This window comes from Mesorhizobium yinganensis (assembly GCF_040081985.1).
In the GTDB taxonomy this organism is placed as follows: Bacteria; Pseudomonadota; Alphaproteobacteria; order Rhizobiales; family Rhizobiaceae; genus Kumtagia; species Kumtagia yinganensis.
The window spans coordinates 183,843-203,227 of the sequence record NZ_JBEBMH010000008.1; the positions used below are offsets into that span (position 1 = coordinate 183,843).

Sequence of the window (19,385 nt, forward strand, 5' to 3'; positions counted from 1 at the left end):
ACGTGGCGCCTGCCCGGCACTTTCGGCGCCGATGTTGACCGGCGACGGCCTGCTGATCCGGCTTTCGCCCGCTTCCGGAGGATTTTCGCCGAAGCAGTTGATCGGACTCTGTGAATCGGCTGCGCGCCATGGCAACGGCATCGTCGAGGTGACAGCCCGCGGCAGTTGCCAGTTCCGTGGATTTTCGCCCGCCTCGGCCGAGTGCTTTGCGCAAGACTGCGACGCGCTTGACATTGTCGTGCGCACCGGCGTGCCCGTGGAAACCAGCCCAATTTCCGGCATGGACCCGTTGGAAATAGGCGACGCGGGGGGCTTGGCAGAACGCATTCGTTCCGGCATCGATGCGCAGGGGCTGACCGGCAGGCTCGGGCCAAAAGTGTCGGTGGTGATCGATGGCGATGGACAGGTTTCGTTGGATTCCCTGGCGGCGGATGTCCGGCTGGTGGCCAGTCGCTACGGCGATGCGGTGCTTTGGCAAGTGGGTCTCGGCGGCGACGCGGAAACGGCGACGCAGCTTGGCTGGTATGATGACGATGGAGCGGTCGACGCCGCGCTGTCGGTGCTCGCGGATATAGCAGGACAGGGCCACGACGCGAGGGCAAGGGACATAGCACCCAGCCTGACCCTTAGCGGTCCGCCTTCCTTGATACCCCCCTCTGTCCTGCCGGACATCTCCCCCTCAAGGGGGGAGATTGATAGCTGTGACGCTGCCGCATCTCCTGCAACGTCAGCGATTAGCGAAACCAGATCGGCCAGCGCAATCTCCCCCCTTGAGGGGGAGATGTCCGGCAGGACAGAGGGGGGTGCGAAGGATTGCAACCTGATTGAGGCCAGTCGCATCTCGCAACCCTCCGGAACGTGGCATTTGGATTCTGGGTTCCACGTCCTTGGCCTGAAAGGCACCCGCCAGGCCCTGCCAATCTCCATGCCCTTCGGCCACATCGATGCAGCTGTTCTCATCGACCTCGCACGCCATGCAGAAGCGCTCGGCGTGATCGACATCCGCCCTGCTCCGCATCGCACGCTTCTCCTGATTTGCTGTTCCTTCGAAGCCACGAAGACACTGCGCGAACAGGCGCAAAAACGCGGCTACGTGACCGATCCGTCCGACATCCGCATGACCATCGCCGCTTGTCCCGGCGCGCCCGCCTGCGCATCTGGAAAAATCGCAGCCCGCGACATCGCGGAGGAAGTGGCCCGGTCGCTGCCCCCCAACGGACACGACCTCACCATTCACATCTCCGGCTGCGAAAAGGGCTGCGCCCGGCAAGCGCCGTCCGACATTACGCTCGTCGGCGGCGAAAAAGGCGCGGGGCTTGTCGTTGGCGGAACACCGCGCCAAGTCCCCCTCGCCTACAGGTCGGCTGGTGGATTGGCCAAGGCAATCACGGCGGTCGCCGAAAAGCTGCAAGGCTACCCACCGAGCGCCGGGACAAAGGCCGCCGGCAAGCCGCCAAAAACCCTTTCATCCGCGCAACTGGCATGCTTGAAGGCCGCATTCGAACAGGACGGACCATGACGGCCTACGACTACATCCGCGACGGCGACGCCATCTACGAAAAATCCTTTGCGATCATCCGCGCCGAGGCTGATCTCTCGCGTTTTTCGGAGGCCGAGGCGGATGTCGCGATCCGCATGATCCATGCCTGCGGCCAGGTCGAGGCAGCGCGCCAGTTCGTGTTCAGCGAGAATTTCGTCGCGGCGGCCCGCGCAGCGCTTGCTGCCGGCGCGCCGATCTTTTGCGATGCCGAGATGGTGGCGCATGGCGTCACCCGCGCCCGGCTGCCGGCCGGCAACGAGGTGCTCTGCACCTTGCGCGACCCGCGCACGCCGGGGCTCGCGAAGGAAATCGGCAACACCCGTTCCGCCGCCGCAATCAAGCTGTGGGGCGAGCGTATGGCGGGCTCGGTCGTCGCCATCGGCAACGCGCCCACCGCCTTGTACTATCTGCTGGAATTGCTGCGTGACGGAGCGCCGAAACCGGCCGCGATCATCGGCATGCCGGTCGGCTTCGTCGGCGCTGCCGAATCCAAGGACGCGCTGGCCGAGAATTCCTATGGCGTACCCTTCGCCATCGTGCGCGGGCGGCTGGGCGGCAGCGCCATGACCGCCGCCTGCCTCAACGCGGTTGCGAGGGCCGGCCTGTGACCGCGCAACCCAAAGGCCGGCTGATCGGCGTCGGCACCGGTCCGGGCGATCCGGAACTGCTGACGCTGAAAGCGGTGCGCGCGCTGGGCGAGGCCGATGTGCTGGCGCATTTCGCCAAGCGCGGCAACAACGGCAATGCGCGCGCCATCGTCGAGGGCCGGCTGAAGCCGTACATCATCGAACTGCCGCTGCATTATCCCGTCACCACCGAGATCGCCAAAGACCACGACGACTACAAGGCACGGATTCTCACCTTCTACGAGGAATCGGCGGCGGCCGTCGCGGAACATCTCGACGCCGGCCGCACGGTAGCAGTGCTCTCCGAGGGCGACCCGCTGTTCTACGGCTCCTACATGCATCTGCATGTGCGCCTGGCGCATCTCTATCCGACAGAGGTCGTTCCCGGCGTCACCGCCATGTCCGGCTGCTGGTCGGCAACCGCCCAGCCCATCGTTCAGGGCGACGACGTGCTCACCGTGTTGCCCGGAACCATGAGCGAGTTCGAACTGGCCCGCCGGCTGGCCGACACGGACGCGGCGGTGATCATGAAGGTCGGCCGCAACCTGCCGAAAATCCGCCGCGCGCTGCAATCCACCGGCAGGATGGAGCGCGCCTATTACGTCGAGCGCGGCACGATGGCGAACGGCGCGGCGATGCGGCTCGCCGACAAGCCCGACGACACCGCACCTTATTTCTCGATCGTTCTCGTGCCCGGCTGGCTCGGCCGCCCCGGCAGCGTTACCGCCTCCGGAGTGGTGCTTTGAGCGGCCGCCTATTCGTCGTCGGGCTCGGGCCGGGCAATCCGGACCAAGTCACGCCACAAGCCAGCGCGGCTGTGGCCGGTGCAAGATTCTTCTACGGCTACAAGCCATATTTAGACCGCCTCGACCTGCGCCCGGATCAGCTTCGCATCGCCTCGGACAACCGCGAGGAGCTTTCGCGGGCTGAAGCAGCACTCACCAAGGCGGCCGAAGGCGAGACAGTCGCGGTGGTTTCCGGCGGCGATCCCGGCGTATTCGCCATGGCGGCCGCCGTCTGCGAGGCGATCGAAGCCGGACCAAAGGCTTGGCGCGACATCGACATCGAAATTGTGCCCGGCGTGACGGCGATGCTGGCTGTCGCCGCCCGCATCGGCGCGCCGCTCGGCCACGATTTCTGCGCCATCTCGCTTTCGGACAATCTGAAACCGTGGGACGTGGTGGAGCGCCGGCTTATCGCGGCGGCCGAAGCGGGTTTCGTCATCGCCCTCTACAACCCAATCAGCAAGGCGCGGCCGTGGCAATTGGGCAAGGCATTCGAGCGCCTACGTGCCGTCTTACCCGCTGAAACTCTTGTGATTTTCGGCCGCGCCGCCGGCCGGACGGACGAGCGCATCGAGATTTTTGCCTTGGGCGAGGCCAACGCCGAAAAGGCCGACATGGCGACCTGTGTCATCATCGGCTCGCGCGAGACCCGGGCAATCGAACGTGGCGACAGGTCCCCCTTGGTCTACACCCCGCGCTCGCTGGCAAGCCAATGATCGATCGCGGCAATCGTGGCGGAGACAGTGTCGGCCGTTTCAACGGCGGGCAGGACCGGACGGCGAAACAGGATGACCTCAATCCCGAGCGCCCGCGCCGCTGCGATCTTGCCGTAAGTGGCTGTACCTCCACTGTTTTTCGCGACGACGGCATCGATACGGCGCTCGACCAGCAGCGCTCCTTCCGCATCCTCGGCAAAAGGCCCGCGCGCCAGAATGTAGGTCGCATTCGGCACGGCAAGCGGCGGCTCGACCGGATCGACACTGCGGATCAGGTAGGAATGCTGCGGCGCGGTTTCGAAGGGGCCAAGCTCCTGCCGGCCGAGCGCCAGGAGCACCTTTCGCGGATGGGATCCGAGTGCCGCGACCGCAGCCTCCGCATCGGCCACCAGCGTCCACCGGTCGTAGGGCTGGCGTCGCCAGGGCGGGCGGCGAAGCGCCAGGATTTTTACGCCGGCCTGTTCGGCGGCCTGCGCGGCATTCGCGGAGATACGCGCCGCGTAGGGATGCGTGGCATCGATCAGCAAGGAGATCTCTTGCTCTTTCAGATAGTTGACAAGGCCGTCGACACCACCGAACCCGCCGCTGCGAACCGGCACGGGGTGATCGACCGGATTTGCCGTGCGGCCGGCAAGCGACAGCGTGATTTCGAACGCGTCGCGATCGGCCAGCCCTTCGGCCAGTTGCCGGGCTTCGGTGGTGCCGCCGAGAATCAGAATGCGGTGGGTCATGATGGCCGCTAAGCAGACCATGGCGGCGGGACGATGGCTATCCGTTATCGGCATCGGCGAGGATGGGCTGGACGGGCTTGGCGCGGAGGCAAGGCGGCGGATATCCGAAGCCGAAATCGTGTTCGGCGGCAAGCGGCACTTGGCGCTGGCAGCGGCGGAAATAAAAGGCGAATCAAAGATTTGGCCGTCGCCCTTCGACTCGCAGTTGCGCGAGGTGCTTGCCTTGCGAGGCCGAAAAATCTGCGTGCTGGCCTCGGGCGATCCGTTCCTGCACGGTGTCGGCGCGACGCTTGCGAACTATGTGCCGACCTCGGAAATGCAAACGATTCCAGCGCCTTCCGCCTTTTCGCTGGCGGCGAGCCGGCTCGGTTGGGCACTGCCGGACGTCGAGACCGTTTCGCTGCACGGCAAGGCGATCTCGCTGATCCGGCCGCTGCTGCATCCCGGCACCCGCATCCTGGCGCTCACATCCGATTCCAATGCACCCGGAAAGATCGCCAACTATCTGACGGAACTGGGTTTTGGACCGTCGCTACTCACCGTCCTCGAAGCGCTGGGCGGCCCTGACGAGCAGCTGCAGACGATGCGCGCCCACGCCGTCAAGTCCGAAAAATTCAATCCACTCAACGTGTTGGCCGTCGAGGTGGCTTCCGAAGCGGCAAATGAGCTGACGCCACTGTCTCCCGGACTTGCCGAAAGCCTGTTCGAGCATGACGGCCAGATCACCAAACGCGAAATCCGCGCCGTGACGATTTCGTCGCTGGCGCCCCTGCGCGGCGAACTGCTCTGGGACATCGGAGCCGGCTCAGGCTCGATCGCCATCGAGTGGATGCTGCGGCATCCTTCGATGCGGGCCATCGCGATCGAGGCGGCGGAAGAGCGGGCCGACCGCATCCGCCTCAATGCGGACACGCTGGGCGTGCCGGGACTGGTGGTCGTCAAAGGCACCGCTCCCGAGGCGTTGGCGGGATTGCAGCCACCGGACGCGATTTTTGTCGGCGGCGGCGGCAGCGAAACCGGCGTCATGGACGCGGCGCTCGATGCGCTTAAGCCTGGCGGGCGGCTTGTTGCCAATGCGGTGACGCTGGAGATGGAGGCGATGCTGATCGCAAAGCAAGCGACGCTGGGCGGCGAGTTGATCCGGATCGCGGTTTCGCGGTCAGCCCCGGTGGGGACCATGACCGGCTGGCGGCCGGCTATGCCGGTGACCCAATGGATCTGGCGCAAACCATGATCGTCGCGGGCATCGGCTGCAAATCCGGCGTCAGCGAGGAAGAAGTGCTGGCCGCGATTCGCGCGGCCCTTGGCGCGCATGACCTCGAAGCCGAAGAACTCGAAGCGCTGGCGGTGCCGGAGCAGAAGACCGGCGAGCCGGCAATCCATGCCGCCGCGCAGGCCCTGGGGCTGGTGGTGCTGGTGATCGGCCGGACGGAGTTGGCGAATGCAGGCGATCGGACGGTGACCCGCTCGAACCGCTCGCTGGAGGCGACTGGCGCCCCTTCGGCATCGGAAGCGGCCGCGCTCGCTGCCATCGGACCGAAGGGAAAATTGCTGGGGCCGCGCGTCGCGGTGGGACCGGTCACCTGCGCGCTGGCGAGCGACGAGGTTTTGCCATGACGGTGCATTTCATCGGCGCAGGCCCTGGCGCGGCCGACCTGATCACGGTGCGCGGCCGCGACCTGATCGCGCGCTGCCCGGTCTGCCTCTATGCCGGCTCGATCGTCGCAAAGGAAATGCTCGGCTGGTGCCCGGCAGGCACAAGGCTGGTCGACACGGCGCCGATGTCACTGGACGAGATCGAGCAGGAATATGTCGCCGCTCAGGCTGCCGGACAGGACGTGGCGCGGCTGCATTCCGGCGACCTTTCGGTGTGGAGCGCGGTGGCCGAGCAAATCCGCCGGCTGGAAAAACACGGCATCGACTACACGCTGACGCCCGGCGTGCCATCCTTCGCCGCCGCTGCCGCGAGCCTCGGGCGCGAACTGACCATCCCCGAAGTGGCGCAGAGCCTGGTGCTGACGCGCGTTTCCGGTCGGGCCTCGCCAATGCCGCCGGGGGAGACGCTGGCCGCCTTCGGCGCGACCGGCGCGACGCTGGCGATCCATCTCGCCATCCATGCCATCGACCGGGTCGTCGACGAACTTGCGCCGCTCTACGGGTCGGACTGCCCCGTGGCGATCGTCTTCCATGCGTCGCGGCCGGACGAGCGGATCGTACGTGGGACGCTGGCGACGATTGCCGGGCTGCTTGCGGCGGAGCCGATCGAACGCACGGCGGTGATTTTTGTCGGGCGCTCGCTGGTTGCCGAAGGGTTTCGCGAGAGTTCGCTTTATGACCCGGTGTATCAGCGGCGATTCAGGGGGCGGGAGTGATGTCGCTTCTTTCAAGCCCAAACCGTGACGGGTGGCACTCCTTCGCACCCCCCTCTGTCCTGCCGGACATCTCCCCCTCAAGGGGGGAGATCGGCAGCTTCGCTCTCCTCGCCATTCCTGCGAGGTTGACGACTGGCGAAAGCCAAGCGGCCGGCTCAATCTGCCCCCTTGAGGGGGAGATGCCCGGCAGGACAGAGGGGGGTGCGAAGAAACGCGACGTTGACCGGCACCTACCCCACCTTCACCGACCTAAACCCCTTCCGCCCCCGCAATCCGCCGTCGCGGTCAAAGACCAGAATCTCCAGTTCGACGTCGGCGCCCTTCAGCGCCGGCGCGGCGGTGCGCCACGCGGCCTCGGCCACGGCATCGCCGATAGCCACGCCTGCCGCCTGCGCAATGGAGAACGCTTCGGCAACGGTATTGGCCTTCTTCACCGCCTCCGCCAGTTCGTGCGAACCGCCGGCGCCCATGACCAGCGCCGCCAGCGCGTCGAGATCGGCGGCGCCGCGCTTGGAATGCACGTCGAGCATGCCTTGCGCGAGTTTTGTCATCTTGGCGACGCCGCCGGCGATGGTGACGCGCGGCACGGGATGGGCGCGCACATATTTCAGCATGCCGCCGACGAAATCGCCCATGTCGATCAGCGCCACCTCGTGCAGGCCGTGGAGCTTCTGCACGGCTGCCTCGGAGGCATTGCCGGTGGAGCCGGCGATGTGCGTCAGGCCCATGGCGCGGGCGACGTCGATGCCGCGATGGATGGAATGAATCCAGGCCGAGCACGAATAGGGAATGACGATGCCCGTCGTGCCCAGAATCGAGATGCCGTGGAGAATGCCGAGGCGTGGGTTGAGTGTCCTTTGCGCCAGCGCCGCACCGTCGGGCACCGATATCTCGACCTCGATGTCGGCGCCCTCGCCCGCCACCTCGTGCACCGAATCGGTGATCATCTTGCGCGGCATGGGGTTGATCGCCGGCTCGCCGACGGGGACCGGCAGGCCTGGCCTTGTGACGAGGCCCACACCCTCTCCGCGCCGAAAAGTAACGCCGGAGCCCGGCGCACCAAGCCGCACTGTCGCCTTGACCAGCGCGCCATGGGTAACGTCGGGGTCGTCGCCGGCATCCTTGACGATACCGGCCGTCGCCTCGCCATTGCCGGTCTGGTTGACGGCGAGCGCGAAGGCGACGCGCTGGCCGCCGGGCAGGCCGATCTCCACCGGGTCCGGAAATTCGCCGGTGAGCAGCGCGGCGCTCGCCGCCTTCGCGGCGGCGGCGGCGCAGGCGCCCGTCGTCCAGCCTCGTCGCAGTGGTCGGTCTTCAGTCTCCATCATGTCGTCTATAGGCTTGCGAAGGGCGGGCGTCATGAGCGAAAGCGGCATCCATGAGCATCGCCGACGCCATCGCCCGCCTCGATTTTCGCCCGCCCGCCTTCCGGCCGGGCCATGTCTGGTTGGCCGGCGCCGGGCCGGGCGACGCCGGCTGCCTGACGCTGGACGTGCTTTCGGCGCTGGCCGAGGCCGACTGCGTCGTTTACGACGCACTGGTGTCCGAGGCCGTGCTGGCCGCAGCCGGCAAGGCTGAACGATACTTCGCCGGAAAGCGCGGCGGCAAGCCTTCTACCGAGCAGGAGGACATCACCCGGCGGCTGATCGCGCTGGCGCGCGAGGGCAAACGTGTGCTGCGGCTGAAGGGCGGCGACCCCTATATGTTCGGGCGCGGCGGCGAGGAAGCGCTGGCGCTGGCGAAGGCCGGCATCCCGTTCCGCGTGCTGCCGGGGCTGACCTCGGCGCTGGCGGGGCTCGCCGGGGCGTCGATCCCGGCCACCATGCGCGGCATCAACAAGGCCGTGGTGCTGGCCACCGGCCACGCCGCCGGCACCGATGAAGACCTCGACTGGGCCGCGCTGGCAAAGACCGGGCAGCCGATCGTCGTCTATATGGGATTGAAAAACCTGCCGCTGATCGCGCCGGCGCTCGTTGCCGGCGGTCTGGCGGCGGACACACCGGCCGCCGTGATCGAGCACGCGACCACGCCGCGCGAGCGCGTGGTGGTGGCTACGCTGGGCACTCTGGCCAACGAGGCCGAGACAGCGGGCATCGCCGCGCCGGCGCTTATCGTCATCGGCGGCATCGTTTCGATGCGGGCGGAGTTGCGGGGATGACCGCGCGCGGCATCATCGTCGGGGCGCCGCGCTCTGGCTCGGGCAAGACCAGCGTCACCATCGGCCTGCTGCGCGCGCTGAAGCGGCGGGGTTTTGCCGTGCGCGGCGCGAAGTCGGGGCCGGACTACATCGATCCGGCTTTCCACGAAGCAGCGACCGGACGGGCCGGCGTCAATCTCGATTCCTGGGCGATGCCTCCTGCCCTCATCGATCGATTGCTGGGGGAATCGAGCGAGCACGCCGACATCGTCGTGGTGGAGAGCGCCATGGGCCTCTTCGACGGCATCGTGTCGGCGGAAAACCGCTCCGGCTCGGCGGCCGACTTGGCGCGTCGTTTCGGCCTGCCGGTGCTGCTGGTGCTCGACGTGTCCGGCCAATCGCAAACGGCAGCGGCCGTGGCGAAGGGTTTTGCCATCTACGATCCGGCAGTAAGCATCGCCGGCGTGGTGCTTAACCGGGTCGGCAGCGAGCGGCACCGCAAACTGGCGACCGAGGCGATCGAGGCGGTTGGCCTCCCCGTGGTCGGCTCCGTGATGCGAGACCCGTCCATGACGCTTCCCGAACGCCATCTCGGGCTGGTGCAGGCGAGCGAACATGCGGACCTCGACGCTCATATCGACCGGCTGGCCGACGTGATGGAACGCTCGCTGGATCTCGATCGGATCGTAGGGATGGCGGCGAGCCTTGGTGATGTCACGCCGAGTTCCATCAAACCCAGTGAATCAACTGTCATCGCCCTCCACCCACCCGGCCAGCGCATCGCGCTGGCGAAGGACGCGGCGTTCACCTTCCTCTATCCGCATCTGATCGCCGAGTGGCGGAACGCCGGTGCGGAGATCGTTCCGTTCTCGCCGCTGGCCGACGAGGCGCCGGACCAAAGCTGCAACGTCTGCTGGCTCCCGGGCGGCTATCCGGAACTGCAGGCCGGCCGGCTGGCGGCGGCCAATAGTTTCCGTAACGGCATGCGGCGCTTTGCCGAGACGCGGGCCGTGCATGGCGAGTGCGGCGGCTTCATGGTGCTGGGCGAGCGACTGGAGGACGCGGACGGCGTGACGCACAACATGCTCGGTCTTCTCGGTCATTCGACGAGCTTTGCCAGGCGCAAAATGAATCTCGGCTACCGGCAGGCGACGCTGCTGGCCGACTGCCCGATCGGCAAGGTGGGCGACACGGTGCGCGGCCACGAGTTCCATTACGCCTCGCTTGTCGAGGCGGGGCCGGACGCGCCGCTGGCCGAGATCGCCGATGGCCAAGGGGTGGCGCTTGGCGCTTTCGGCGGCCGGCGCGGATCGGTGAGCGGCACGTTTTTCCATGCGATCGCGAGGGCGCGTTAGTGGCCACTTCGCGCGACAGCCTGGCGGACCGGCTGGCATGACTTCCTCAAACAACATCTTCCGCGACGTCGGCTTCTGCATCCTGTTCTTCACACGGCTGCCGCTTCCGGAACTCCCCCTCGCCGACCGGAAACTCTCCGAGGCGATCTGGGCCGCGCCGGTAGCCGGATGGGTTGTGGCGCTGATCGGCGGCGTTGTTTTCTGGATGGCGAACGGGCTCGGCGTACCGGCGGGGCCGGCGGCGGCGCTGACGCTGGCAGCGACGATGCTTGCCACCGGATGCCTGCACGAAGACGGGCTTTCGGACACGGCGGACGGATTCGGCGGCGGCAGGACTCGCGAGCGAATCCTCGAAATCATGCGTGACAGCCGCATCGGAGCGTTCGGGGCATGCGCGCTGGCGCTGTCGATCCTGCTGCGCTGGAGCGTGTTGACGGCGTTGGCGGCGGACCCAGCGGATGCGGCAACGGGAACGAACGGGCCCGCGTATGACGCCTCGACCGTCGTGTTTGTTACTTTGCTTGCGGCCCATGGTGCTTCGCGCGCGCTGCTGCCTATATTTCTGCGGCTGTTGCCCCCGGCGCGCACCGACGGCTTGTCGGCGGGCGCCGGAACCGTCGACCAGGCGACGGCCGGCGCGGCACTTGCGCTGGGGTTGCTGTCGCTGCTGGCGCTCGGTCTTTCCGTAGCCATCGTCTCCGCGGTCGTGCTGGCCGCGGCGTTCTCCGCCTTCCGCGCGCTCTGCCTGAACAAGATCGGCGGGCAGACCGGCGACACCGCCGGCGCCCTTCAGCAGACCGCCGAAATCCTTGTTCTGCTCGTTGCGTCAGCCGTTTTCTGACCCGTTTCCGAAAGGGGAATCTCCATGAATTTCGCATCCCTCGAAGCCTTGCGCGCCGCTTGCCAGGACCTGCCGACCGGCGATCCGAAGGCGGCCGAAGCTGTCGCACGCCGCCAGGACACGCTGACAAAACCGCAGGGAAGCCTGGGCCGGCTGGAAACGCTGGTCGCCTGGCTGGCGCGCTGGCAGGGCTGCGAGGTGCCGAAACTCGACAAGGTCAAGGTGATCGTCTTCGCCGGCTCGCATGGCGTCACCGCGCAGGGCGTGTCCGCCTTCCCGCCGGAGGTGACCGCGCAGATGGTGGGCAACTTCGCCGCGGGCGGCGCCGCTATCAACCAGCTCGCGAAGATGGCCGGGGCCGAACTAGACATCATCCCGCTCGACATCGAGCGTCCGACCGCCGATTTCACCCTGGCGCCGGCCATGGACGAGCAGCAGTTTCTTGCCGCGATCGGCACCGGCTACGATGCGGTCGAGGACGGCACGGACCTGCTCTGCTTCGGCGAGATGGGCATCGGCAACACGACCGCCGCCGCGGCCATCGCCTCAGCACTGTTCGGCGGCGTCGACCAATGGGTGGGGCGCGGCACCGGCGTTGACGACGCGGGGCTGGGCCGCAAGACGGCGGCGATCGAGGTGGCGATGAAGCTGCACGGAGCGGTGCTGCACGACCCGCTGAAGGCTGCGGCGGCGGTCGGCGGGCGCGAACTCGCGGCAATCATGGGCGCTACGCTCGCCGCTCGCCATAAGGGCATTCCCGTGCTGCTCGACGGCTTCGTCTGCACGGCGGCGGTGGCGCCGATGGTGCGGCTGCATTCGCACGGGCTGGATCACGCGGTCGCGGCGCATGTGTCGGCCGAATCCGGACATCGCGGCCTGCTCACGGCGATGAATCTGAAGCCGCTTCTCGACCTCGGCATGCGGCTCGGCGAAGGGTCCGGCGCATGTCTGGCCGTCAACATCCTGCGTTCGGCGCTTGCCTGCCACACGGGCATGGCGAGTTTCGCGGATGCCGGCGTGTCGGAGAAGGCGGCGACTTAGCGCTTGCGGGAACCTTCGCCGTCGGTGCCGCGTTGGTGGGTGATTGACCCTCACCGCGCAAGGACATGATGATGGCTTCCACCTTCTCGAAATTCCGCGACGACATGACCGAAGAACTCGAAGACCAGGTGGCGCGGCTGCAGAAGGAAGTCAAAGTGCTGCGCAAGGCGCTGGGAAAGCGCGGCGCGGCCGCCTACGACGACACGCGCGAGACAGCGTCGGATATTTACGACGAGATTGCCGCTCGGGTCGGCGACGCCATGCCGATGATCCAGAAGCAATCGCGCGTGGTGAAGCGCGCGGCCAGCGACCACCCGCTGACGACGGCTGTGGTAGGCCTGGCGGTCGTCGGACTGGTGGTGGGCCTGCTGTCGCGCCGGTAGACCGATTCAGAATCAGAAATAGCACTGCGGGCCTTTGCCCTTGGCGTAGGCGCTGCGTTCGCCGCACTGCTTGCCGTTGAGCATCAGATCGTAGGGACATTGGCAGTCGCCCTCCTGCGGAGCGCGGGCCGGACGCAGGGCGCCCCACATCGACTTGTCCTCCGGCAGCGAGATGGGCACGGCGGCGGGTATCGCCTCCGGCTCTTCGACGGCGGCTTGCGCCGGTTCCGGATCGGGCGCGACGTTTTCCTTGGGCCGTGGCGCTAAGGCGATTTCGGGCGCAGGCGCGGCCTGCGGTGCCGGTCTGGGAACGACAGCCACCGCCGGCGTCGGTTTTGCCGAATCGGCGGGCTGCGCGACGGAACCGGGACCAACCCTCAGATAATCGCCATGCACCCAGCCGACCATGCCGTCGACCGAGACTTTTCGCCACTTGCCCTCGGTGACGCTCGCCTCGACCGTCTGCCCGCCCTTGAGCGTCGCCACGACGGCGCTGGTGGTGCTGGCTTCCTTGCGCAGGCGCACCTTCTCCGTGGTTCGCAGCGTCTCGGAGCGGGCGGCAACCGGCCTTTCCGGGCGCGGGATCGAGGCGGTGATGATTTCCGACGGTTTCGGCATGGGAGCGGCAGCAAGCGACGGCGCGGGCTCGGACTTCTTCTTCTCGACCGAAGCCTGCTCGTCGCGCTGGCGCTGCCAGTGCTCGCGCTTCGGCGGCTCCTGGGTCATCGCCCATACGCCGGCTGCCACCGCGCCGAGGACGAGCCATCGCAATCGCGGAAGCTTCATCATGGAGCTTACCGAGAATTTCGAACGGGACTTTGCTTTTGCCGGTTTCTTGGCCATGCGTTCATCATGAACGCAATGACTTAAGGCTTGGTTTACCACGATCGCCGGTTGCCGCTGGACCAGCCTTTCACGGCAGCTAGCCGTTGCAAGGGGCGGCGATGACTGCCAAACGGCCCGCCATGGCGACGCAATCGAACCTCAAGGCGGCATTCTGGATGGGATGCTCGCTGGCCTGCATGATCCTGATGACCTGGGCCGGCCGCGAGACGACCAAGCAGCTCGACGTCTTCCAGGTCATGGAAATGCGTTCGCTGATCGGGCTTGTCATGCTTTATCCGCTCGTGCATCTGGCCGGCGGGTTTCGGGCCATGTCGACACGGCGGCCCTTGCAGCATATCGGCCGCAACATCGCGCACTATACCGGCCAGTTCTCATGGCTGGTGGCGCTGACGATGATCCCGCTGGCGCAACTCATTGCCATCGAATTCACCACGCCCATCTGGACGGCGCTACTCGCCATGGCGTTCCTTGGCGAGCGCATGACCACACCGAAAACCGTCGCCGTGGCGCTCGGCCTGATCGGCGTCATCGTGATCGTGCGGCCGGGGGTCGGCAATCTCGAAGCGGGCCACATGATCGTGCTGGGCGCCGCCGTGGCCTTCGGCGTCTCGATGACCATGACCAAGTCGCTGACGCGTACCGAATCGGTGGTCAGGATCATCTTCTGGATGCTGGTGATTCAATCGGTGATCGGCCTGGTGCCGGCGATTCTCGTCTGGCGCACGCCGAGCGTCGATATCTGGCCATGGATCTTGGTCATCGCCTTCGGCGGCTCATACGCGCACTACTGCATGGCGCAGGCGTTGTCGCACGCCGATGCAACCGTAGTCACGCCCATGGATTTCCTGCGCGTTCCGGCCACCGCGGCGCTCGGCTATTTCGCCTACGCGGAGAAGATCGACCTGTTCACGGTGCTGGGAACCATGCTCATCCTGTCGGGCAACCTCGTCAACCTCGCCATAAGGCGCAAGGCAGCGGAGCCGGTGGAGGTTCCTTAGTTCATGCTTAGTGCATGAACGGCGAAGCACGGTGCGCAGGATGGACTGGTCGGGGCAGGATGTCGGCAGGTGCAGGCGGATTTGGGTCTTCATCTCGACCACCCGCGCGGCGACCTTGATGAGGCGCAATCGCAGCGTGTCGAATTGAGCGCCGGCGAAGCCGAGCGATGGCTGATGCTCGGTCGATAGACTAGAGGATGAATGGTTACGTCTTAAAGGTGCCCGTCGATCTTTGAAGCTATCTGGTCGGTGTGCAGCCGCAAAACTATGGTCCTTTCGCAACGGCATCTGGACGGGTGGATTGATTCTAGCGGCACTTTCATGCACCACCAAATGCTCCTCCCCGCATCAGGCTCAGGTTTTAGGCTCGCGGCTATAATCGCCGCTGATCTAGGTCGAGCAGCAGCGGAAAGGACAGAGCTTCCAGAATCATCCGACGTCGATCACTCCCATGGTGCACCGCCATGGAGTTGATAGAGTATGGGTTGGGGAAAATAGGCAGTTTTCTCTACGGCACCTATTATGTGAACATTCATCAAACGGCGCTTGGGTTCGCCATCTATTTGGCTCTGGTCTTGGCAGTCTTCGCCGTTGAACTCGTCTATGTCGACTACGGCAAGTCCGGTTTTCGTCGTATATTCTTTGCACGAAGCAAATCGACGATTACCGACATTGTATTTTTTGTCCTTCAGACCACTGGAATGATCGCGCTATTCGCCGCCTTTTCATCTCTGGGCCTATCTTATTTCATCACGAAGTCAGCCCAGGGTCTCACTCCTCTGAATCTCGGAAATTACCTGCCGGGATGGGCGCATGTCATCCTGTTTCTGGTCTTGTCCGACTTCCTTTGTTACTGGCAGCACCGACTTATGCATTGGTCGCCGGCACTGTGGCGCTTGCATGAGTTCCATCACGCTGCCGAGGAATTCAATGCGTTGACCGCGCATCGCGAGCATCCGCTTGAGAAGGCAATCAGCATGGTGGTATTGCTCGCTCCAGCGTTGGTGATTGGCCTGCCGACTGGTGAATTCACCACGGTCCTGCTGATTTTCGGAGCAGTCGGATTTGTCAAGCACAGTGCCATTCCCTGGCATGGTCGGTTTGGGAAATATGTCATTCAGTCAGCACGCGATCACTCTGTTCACCATTCGAAGCTAAGCGAGCACCGTAATCGGAACTTTGCCAATTATTTCCCGATTTGGGACCACATGTTCGCGACCTACTACGACGGTGCTGTGATCGAAGTCGAACTTGGTCTAGACAGGGCTTACTTCAATCGGAGCGATCCCGTGCGCGAAAGTATCGCAACCGAGATCCGCTTTGTCCGACGAGCATTGAAAGGCATGAAGACACAAGTTGTGCATATCAGACGACAGCTCTGAGTGTCCGTCCGGTAACTTCATGATGAATTACAGAGCCTTCTGAATTAGCCCTATCCGTGCGCTTGCAGCGCAGCCCGCACCCGCTCGACACCGTTGATGATAACCGCCTCCATCGCATCGCGCGCGCCGTCGACGTCGCGGCGACGGATGGCGTCGACGATGCTGCTATGCGTCGACTGCGCCTTCTGAATCTCGCGCGGGTCGGCGCTGGGCGATGACAGCTTGAAGACGCCGACGAGGGCGGCCTCGATCAGGCTGCCGACCGAACGCATGAACGGGTTGCGCGAGGCCTCAGCCACCGCGAGATGAAAGCGGAGATCGGCCATGGCGTGGGATTCGGCGGTGTGGTCGGCCTCGCCCATGTCCGTGGCCAGCCGCTCCAGCGCGGCAATATCGTCCGCGGTCGCATGCCGGGCGGCGAGCCCCGCGGCATAGGGCTCGAAGGCCAGCCTAATCTCGCTGAGGTGGACGAGGAAGGCTTCGTCGATGCCCGCCTCGAAATGCCAGTTTAGGATATCGGGGTCGAACAGGCTCCAGCTATCGCGGCTGGTGACTTTCGTGCCGATGCGGGCGCGCGGCACGATCAGGCCTTTTGCCGCCAGCGTCTTCAGCGCCTCGCGCAGCACCGTGCGCGAAACGCCGAAGCGGGCCATCAGTTCGGTATCGCCCGGCAGTGTGTCGCCGGTGGGGATGATGCCGGAAACGATGTCGCGGCCGAGCGAATCGACGATGTGCGCGTGGTTGGTGCGCAGCCTCTGGCCGGAGATCACCGTCTGCAGCAGCCCCATCGTCGATCTTATCGAGCCTCCATTAGCGCTTTCTCGAACAGCCCTCAGTGATTGTCACGCGGAATACCCATCGTCTGGGCGATGCGCTGGTATTTCACCGCCGGCTCAAGCACAGCACCGGTTTCCATCTGGCTGACCATGGAGCGCTGGATTTCCTGCCAGGGCGACTGGTGGGCCGGATATTTGTAGCCGCCATTGGCCTCGAGTTCCGTGCGGCGGCTTTTCAGTTCCTCGTCGGAGACAAGAATATCGGCCGTGCCCTTGCCGAGATCGATGCGGACACGGTCACCGGTCTTCAATATTGCGAGACCGCCGCCCGCTGCCGCTTCCGGCGAGGCGTTGAGGATCGAGGGCGAACCCGACGTGCCGGACTGGCGGCCGTCGCCGATGCAAGCGAGCGCCTTGATGCCGCGCTTGATCAGGTAGTCGGGCGCACGCATGTTGACGACCTCGGCAGCGCCGGGATAGCCGATCGGGCCGGCGCCGCGCATGAACAGCACCGTATGTTCGTCAATGCCGAGATCGGGATTGTCGATGCGGGCGTGATAGTCCTCCGGCCCGTCGAACACCACGGCCGGCCCCTCGAACGCATTCGGGTCCTTGGGGTTGGACAGATAGCGGTCGCGGAATTCCGGCGAGATGCCGCTGAGCTTCATGATCGCCGAGTTGAACAGATTGCCGCGCAGCACGCGGAATCCGGCATGTTCCTTGAGCGGCTTGTCGATCGTGCGGATGACCCTTTCGTCCATGATCTTGGCGTTGCGGCAATTCTCGCCCATCGTCTTGCCGTTGACGGTGAGTGCGTTCTCGTTGATCAGGCCCTTGCTCATCAACTGGTTGACGACGGCCGGAACGCCGCCGGCGTGGTGATAGTCCTCGCCGAGATATTCGCCTGTCGGCTGCAGGTTCACCAGCAGCGGGATGTCCTCGCCATAGGTCTGCCAGTCGTCGATGGTGAGTTCGACACCGACATGGCGAGCGAGGCCGTTGAGATGGATCGGCGCGTTGGTCGAGCCGCCGATCGCCGAATTGACGCGGATGGCGTTGATAAAGGCCTCGCGGGTCAGGATGTCGGAGGGTTTCAGGTCCTCGTTGACCATTTCGACGGCGCGCTTGCCCGTGAGATAGGCCATTTCCTGACGGTCGCGGTGCGGTGCCGGGATGGCGGCCGAGCCGGGAAGCTGCATGCCCAGCGCCTCGGCCAGCGAGTTCATCGTCGTCGCCGTGCCCATGGTGTTGCAGTAGCCGGTGGACGGCGCCGAGGACGCGACCAGCGCGACGAAGCCTGCATAGTCGAGTTCGCCGGCGGCCAGCATCTCGCGCGCCTTCCACACGATGGTGCCGGAGCCGGTCCGCTCGCCGCGGAACCAGCCATTGAGCATCGGACCGACGGAGAGCGCGATGGCCGGGATGTTGACGGTTGCCGCCGCCATCAGGCAGGCCGGCGTGGTCTTGTCGCAGCCGATGGTGAGCACGACGCCGTCGAGCGGGTAGCCGTAGAGCACCTCGACCAGGCCGAGATAGGCGAGGTTGCGGTCGAGCGCGGCGGTCGGACGTTTTCCCGTCTCCTGGATCGGATGGACGGGGAACTCGAAAGCGATGCCGCCGGCCTCGCGAATACCCTCGCGCACGCGCTTGGCGAGATCGAGATGGTGGCGGTTGCAGGGCGACAGGTCTGAACCGGTCTGCGCGATACCGATGATCGGCCGGCCCGATTGAAATTCCTCCTGGCTGATGCCGAAATTCATGTAGCGCTCGAGGTAAAGCGCCGTCATGTCCGGATTTCCGGGATTGTCGAACCACGCCTGCGACCTGCGCGTCAGCTTGGCCCCGTTCCAGCTATAGTTGCTACTTCCGTTTCCTGGCTTGCTCATCTGCTTGCTTCCTGATCGTTTCCCGATGGTTTTCTTCAGTCTTCGAAAGGATCTGTGAAATCGTGCCGGCCGACCATGAAGGCGTCGGCCACATGGCGCAGCGGACGAAGGTCGACATCGCTTTCGCGCTTGGCGATCAATTCGGCGAAGCGTCGGTAGATGTCGGCATATTCGACGTCTCCCTCGTCCACGACCAATTCGCCCCTAATAAACAGTTTTGCGCCGCCGGATTGCAGCAACAACTCGCCTTCGTCGGTGACGACGCGGATGTCCCAAGTCTGCGGGCCGGTCTGGCGCCAGTCGAAGGTGGCGCTTACGCGGTCCGCCCCGGCGCTGTCGGCGAAGACGAGGTCGGCGGCGATCGGCTGGGCGCGGTTCTTTGGAAAAAGCAGCGTCGCCGATGTCAGGAAGATCGGCATCGGCAGGATTTCCGTGACGATCGACAGCGCGTTGATACCGGGATCGAACACACCGAACCCACCCGGCTCCCAGATCCATGCCTGGCCCGGATGCCATTTGCGCACGTCTTCCTTCCAGTCGACACGCAGCGAACGGACGGTACGGCTGGCGAGCCAGGCCTTCGCCTTGGCGACACCCGCGGCGTGGCGCGAATGCCAGGTGGCGAACAGCGAAACCTTTTCAGCCTTCGCCGAGGCAATCAGGTCGTCCAGTTCGGAGACGGTGGCGCCGGGCGGCTTTTCCAGCAGGACGTGTTTTCCGGCGGCGAGCGCCTTCACGGCTGCGGCATGGCGCGGACCGGGCGGCATGCACAGCGCCACGGCGTCGAGGTCTTTCACGCCCCCCAGCAGCGATTCAATGTCCGGAAAACTCGGAATACCGTCGACGCTGCCGTGGCGGGAGGCGGTAGCGACCAGTTCGAAATCGCGGTTGCCACGGATCGACGGCACATGCTGGTCGCGCGCGATCTTGCCGACGCCGACGATGGCGATGCGGATGGGAGCCATGGGAA

20 protein-coding genes and 1 pseudogene are annotated in these 19,385 nt (G+C 65.4%); 14 read left to right on the plus strand and 7 right to left on the minus strand.

The window, feature by feature from the left end:
• Positions 1 to 31: 31 nt before the first annotated feature.
• From cobG to ABMA59_RS17080, 4 genes are read left to right on the plus strand one after another with little or no spacing between them, the layout of a single operon-like run.
• Complete coding sequence (gene cobG, locus ABMA59_RS17065) at positions 32 to 1,519, plus strand: precorrin-3B synthase (protein ID WP_425475928.1); 1,488 nt, start codon at positions 32 to 34, stop codon at positions 1,517 to 1,519.
• The gene (locus ABMA59_RS17070) at positions 1,516 to 2,148 is read left to right on the plus strand and encodes a precorrin-8X methylmutase (RefSeq protein WP_349006582.1); all 633 of its coding nucleotides are present in this window, start codon (positions 1,516 to 1,518) and stop codon (positions 2,146 to 2,148) included. Before cobG ends, ABMA59_RS17070 begins: the two co-directional genes overlap by 4 nt.
• Positions 2,145 to 2,912, plus strand: coding sequence for a precorrin-2 C(20)-methyltransferase (locus ABMA59_RS17075; RefSeq protein ID WP_349006583.1), 768 nt, complete (start codon positions 2,145 to 2,147; stop codon positions 2,910 to 2,912). Before ABMA59_RS17070 ends, ABMA59_RS17075 begins: the two co-directional genes overlap by 4 nt.
• A complete protein-coding gene (locus tag ABMA59_RS17080; protein ID WP_349006584.1) occupies positions 2,909 to 3,667 on the plus strand; it encodes a precorrin-3B C(17)-methyltransferase in 759 nt (252 codons plus the stop codon). The genes ABMA59_RS17075 and ABMA59_RS17080 overlap by 4 nt, the downstream gene beginning before the upstream one ends.
• Here ABMA59_RS17080 and ABMA59_RS17085 read toward each other — a convergent pair.
• On the minus strand, positions 3,637 to 4,398 hold the full coding sequence (locus tag ABMA59_RS17085; protein ID WP_349006585.1) for a cobalt-precorrin-6A reductase: 762 nt from the start codon (positions 4,396 to 4,398) through the stop codon (positions 3,637 to 3,639). The two genes, ABMA59_RS17080 and ABMA59_RS17085, sit on opposite strands and share 31 nt — an antisense overlap.
• Between ABMA59_RS17085 and cbiE the strand changes: the two genes are divergently transcribed.
• Genes cbiE through cobM form a run of 3 tightly spaced genes read left to right on the plus strand, consistent with a single transcriptional unit; the run spans position 4,385 to position 6,770 of the window.
• A complete protein-coding gene (gene cbiE, locus ABMA59_RS17090) occupies positions 4,385 to 5,632 on the plus strand; it encodes a precorrin-6y C5,15-methyltransferase (decarboxylating) subunit CbiE (protein ID WP_349006586.1) in 1,248 nt (415 codons plus the stop codon). The genes ABMA59_RS17085 and cbiE overlap by 14 nt on opposite strands.
• Positions 5,611 to 6,015, plus strand: a complete 405-nt coding sequence (locus ABMA59_RS17095) for a cobalamin biosynthesis protein (RefSeq protein ID WP_349006587.1) — start codon at positions 5,611 to 5,613, stop codon at positions 6,013 to 6,015. Before cbiE ends, ABMA59_RS17095 begins: the two co-directional genes overlap by 22 nt.
• Entirely contained in the window at positions 6,012 to 6,770 is a 759-nt protein-coding gene (cobM, locus tag ABMA59_RS17100) for a precorrin-4 C(11)-methyltransferase (protein WP_349006588.1), read from the plus strand. The genes ABMA59_RS17095 and cobM overlap by 4 nt, the downstream gene beginning before the upstream one ends.
• Before the next feature lie 230 nt (positions 6,771 to 7,000).
• On the opposite strand, the gene ABMA59_RS17105 is transcribed toward cobM, so the two are convergent.
• Positions 7,001 to 8,095 (minus strand): cobalt-precorrin-5B (C(1))-methyltransferase, encoded by a 1,095-nt coding sequence (locus ABMA59_RS17105; RefSeq protein WP_349006649.1) that lies wholly within the window; start codon positions 8,093 to 8,095, stop codon positions 7,001 to 7,003.
• 53 nt (positions 8,096 to 8,148) lie between these two features.
• Between ABMA59_RS17105 and cobA the strand changes: the two genes are divergently transcribed.
• The 5 genes from cobA to ABMA59_RS17130 all read left to right on the plus strand — a co-directional run bounded on the left by cobA (position 8,149) and on the right by ABMA59_RS17130 (position 12,527).
• Positions 8,149 to 8,928, plus strand: coding sequence for a uroporphyrinogen-III C-methyltransferase (gene cobA / locus ABMA59_RS17110; protein ID WP_349006589.1), 780 nt, complete (start codon positions 8,149 to 8,151; stop codon positions 8,926 to 8,928).
• Positions 8,925 to 10,262 carry a cobyrinic acid a,c-diamide synthase CobB gene (locus ABMA59_RS17115; protein ID WP_349006590.1) on the plus strand — a complete coding sequence of 446 codons (1,338 nt, stop codon included), beginning with the start codon at positions 8,925 to 8,927 and terminating at the stop codon, positions 10,260 to 10,262. Before cobA ends, ABMA59_RS17115 begins: the two co-directional genes overlap by 4 nt.
• 37 nt (positions 10,263 to 10,299) lie before the next feature.
• Positions 10,300 to 11,103, plus strand: a complete 804-nt coding sequence (locus ABMA59_RS17120) for an adenosylcobinamide-GDP ribazoletransferase (protein ID WP_349006591.1) — start codon at positions 10,300 to 10,302, stop codon at positions 11,101 to 11,103.
• A gap of 24 nt (positions 11,104 to 11,127) precedes the next feature.
• Positions 11,128 to 12,144 (plus strand): nicotinate-nucleotide--dimethylbenzimidazole phosphoribosyltransferase, encoded by a 1,017-nt coding sequence (gene cobT, locus ABMA59_RS17125; protein WP_349006592.1) that lies wholly within the window; start codon positions 11,128 to 11,130, stop codon positions 12,142 to 12,144.
• 71 nt (positions 12,145 to 12,215) lie between these two features.
• Positions 12,216 to 12,527 (plus strand): hypothetical protein, encoded by a 312-nt coding sequence (locus ABMA59_RS17130; RefSeq protein WP_349006593.1) that lies wholly within the window; start codon positions 12,216 to 12,218, stop codon positions 12,525 to 12,527.
• A gap of 12 nt (positions 12,528 to 12,539) precedes the next feature.
• On the opposite strand, the gene ABMA59_RS17135 is transcribed toward ABMA59_RS17130, so the two are convergent.
• Positions 12,540 to 13,370 carry an SH3 domain-containing protein gene (locus ABMA59_RS17135; RefSeq protein WP_349006594.1) on the minus strand — a complete coding sequence of 277 codons (831 nt, stop codon included), beginning with the start codon at positions 13,368 to 13,370 and terminating at the stop codon, positions 12,540 to 12,542.
• A 101-nt stretch (positions 13,371 to 13,471) separates the two neighbouring features.
• Here ABMA59_RS17135 and ABMA59_RS17140 point away from each other — a divergent pair, with 101 nt between their 5' ends.
• Entirely contained in the window at positions 13,472 to 14,371 is a 900-nt protein-coding gene (locus tag ABMA59_RS17140; RefSeq protein WP_425475929.1) for a DMT family transporter, read from the plus strand.
• 18 nt (positions 14,372 to 14,389) lie between these two features.
• On the opposite strand, the pseudogene ABMA59_RS17145 reads toward ABMA59_RS17140, so the two are convergent.
• Positions 14,390 to 14,518: pseudogene (locus ABMA59_RS17145) on the minus strand (transposase); the annotation flags it as partial.
• Between the two features lie 317 nt (positions 14,519 to 14,835).
• Between ABMA59_RS17145 and ABMA59_RS17150 the strand changes: the two are divergent.
• The gene (locus ABMA59_RS17150; protein ID WP_349006595.1) at positions 14,836 to 15,753 is read left to right on the plus strand and encodes a sterol desaturase family protein; all 918 of its coding nucleotides are present in this window, start codon (positions 14,836 to 14,838) and stop codon (positions 15,751 to 15,753) included.
• 50 nt (positions 15,754 to 15,803) lie between these two features.
• Here ABMA59_RS17150 and ABMA59_RS17155 read toward each other — a convergent pair whose 3' ends face one another.
• From ABMA59_RS17155 to ABMA59_RS17165, 3 genes are read right to left on the minus strand one after another with little or no spacing between them, the layout of a single operon-like run.
• Complete coding sequence (locus tag ABMA59_RS17155; protein ID WP_349006596.1) at positions 15,804 to 16,541, minus strand: FadR/GntR family transcriptional regulator; 738 nt, start codon at positions 16,539 to 16,541, stop codon at positions 15,804 to 15,806.
• A gap of 44 nt (positions 16,542 to 16,585) precedes the next feature.
• Positions 16,586 to 18,415, minus strand: coding sequence for an IlvD/Edd family dehydratase (locus ABMA59_RS17160; RefSeq protein WP_349006597.1), 1,830 nt, complete (start codon positions 18,413 to 18,415; stop codon positions 16,586 to 16,588).
• A 35-nt stretch (positions 18,416 to 18,450) separates the two neighbouring features.
• Positions 18,451 to 19,380: a Gfo/Idh/MocA family protein gene (locus tag ABMA59_RS17165; RefSeq protein WP_349006598.1), complete on the minus strand. Its 930-nt coding sequence runs from the start codon at positions 19,378 to 19,380 to the stop codon at positions 18,451 to 18,453.
• Positions 19,381 to 19,385 lie beyond the last annotated feature (5 nt).

What these genes read in the sequence shown, in the direction of transcription:
- ABMA59_RS17165 (WP_349006598.1), bottom strand. Translation starts at nt 19,380, where the DNA reads ATGGCTCCCATCCGCATCGCCATCGTCGGCGTCGGCAAGATCGCGCGC.
- ABMA59_RS17115 (WP_349006590.1), top strand. Translation starts at nt 8,925, where the DNA reads ATGACCGCGCGCGGCATCATCGTCGGGGCGCCGCGCTCTGGCTCGGGC.
- cbiE (WP_349006586.1), top strand. Translation starts at nt 4,385, where the DNA reads ATGCGGTGGGTCATGATGGCCGCTAAGCAGACCATGGCGGCGGGACGA.
- cobG (WP_425475928.1), top strand. Translation starts at nt 32, where the DNA reads ATGTTGACCGGCGACGGCCTGCTGATCCGGCTTTCGCCCGCTTCCGGA.
- cobT (WP_349006592.1), top strand. Translation starts at nt 11,128, where the DNA reads ATGAATTTCGCATCCCTCGAAGCCTTGCGCGCCGCTTGCCAGGACCTG.
- ABMA59_RS17070 (WP_349006582.1), top strand. Translation starts at nt 1,516, where the DNA reads ATGACGGCCTACGACTACATCCGCGACGGCGACGCCATCTACGAAAAA.
- ABMA59_RS17085 (WP_349006585.1), bottom strand. Translation starts at nt 4,398, where the DNA reads ATGACCCACCGCATTCTGATTCTCGGCGGCACCACCGAAGCCCGGCAA.
- ABMA59_RS17150 (WP_349006595.1), top strand. Translation starts at nt 14,836, where the DNA reads ATGGAGTTGATAGAGTATGGGTTGGGGAAAATAGGCAGTTTTCTCTAC.
- ABMA59_RS17140 (WP_425475929.1), top strand. Translation starts at nt 13,472, where the DNA reads ATGACTGCCAAACGGCCCGCCATGGCGACGCAATCGAACCTCAAGGCG.
- cobA (WP_349006589.1), top strand. Translation starts at nt 8,149, where the DNA reads ATGAGCATCGCCGACGCCATCGCCCGCCTCGATTTTCGCCCGCCCGCC.
- ABMA59_RS17130 (WP_349006593.1), top strand. Translation starts at nt 12,216, where the DNA reads ATGGCTTCCACCTTCTCGAAATTCCGCGACGACATGACCGAAGAACTC.
- ABMA59_RS17155 (WP_349006596.1), bottom strand. Translation starts at nt 16,541, where the DNA reads ATGGGGCTGCTGCAGACGGTGATCTCCGGCCAGAGGCTGCGCACCAAC.
- ABMA59_RS17120 (WP_349006591.1), top strand. Translation starts at nt 10,300, where the DNA reads ATGACTTCCTCAAACAACATCTTCCGCGACGTCGGCTTCTGCATCCTG.
- ABMA59_RS17135 (WP_349006594.1), bottom strand. Translation starts at nt 13,370, where the DNA reads ATGGCCAAGAAACCGGCAAAAGCAAAGTCCCGTTCGAAATTCTCGGTA.
- ABMA59_RS17160 (WP_349006597.1), bottom strand. Translation starts at nt 18,415, where the DNA reads ATGAGCAAGCCAGGAAACGGAAGTAGCAACTATAGCTGGAACGGGGCC.
- cobM (WP_349006588.1), top strand. Translation starts at nt 6,012, where the DNA reads ATGACGGTGCATTTCATCGGCGCAGGCCCTGGCGCGGCCGACCTGATC.
- ABMA59_RS17095 (WP_349006587.1), top strand. Translation starts at nt 5,611, where the DNA reads ATGGATCTGGCGCAAACCATGATCGTCGCGGGCATCGGCTGCAAATCC.
- ABMA59_RS17105 (WP_349006649.1), bottom strand. Translation starts at nt 8,095, where the DNA reads ATGGAGACTGAAGACCGACCACTGCGACGAGGCTGGACGACGGGCGCC.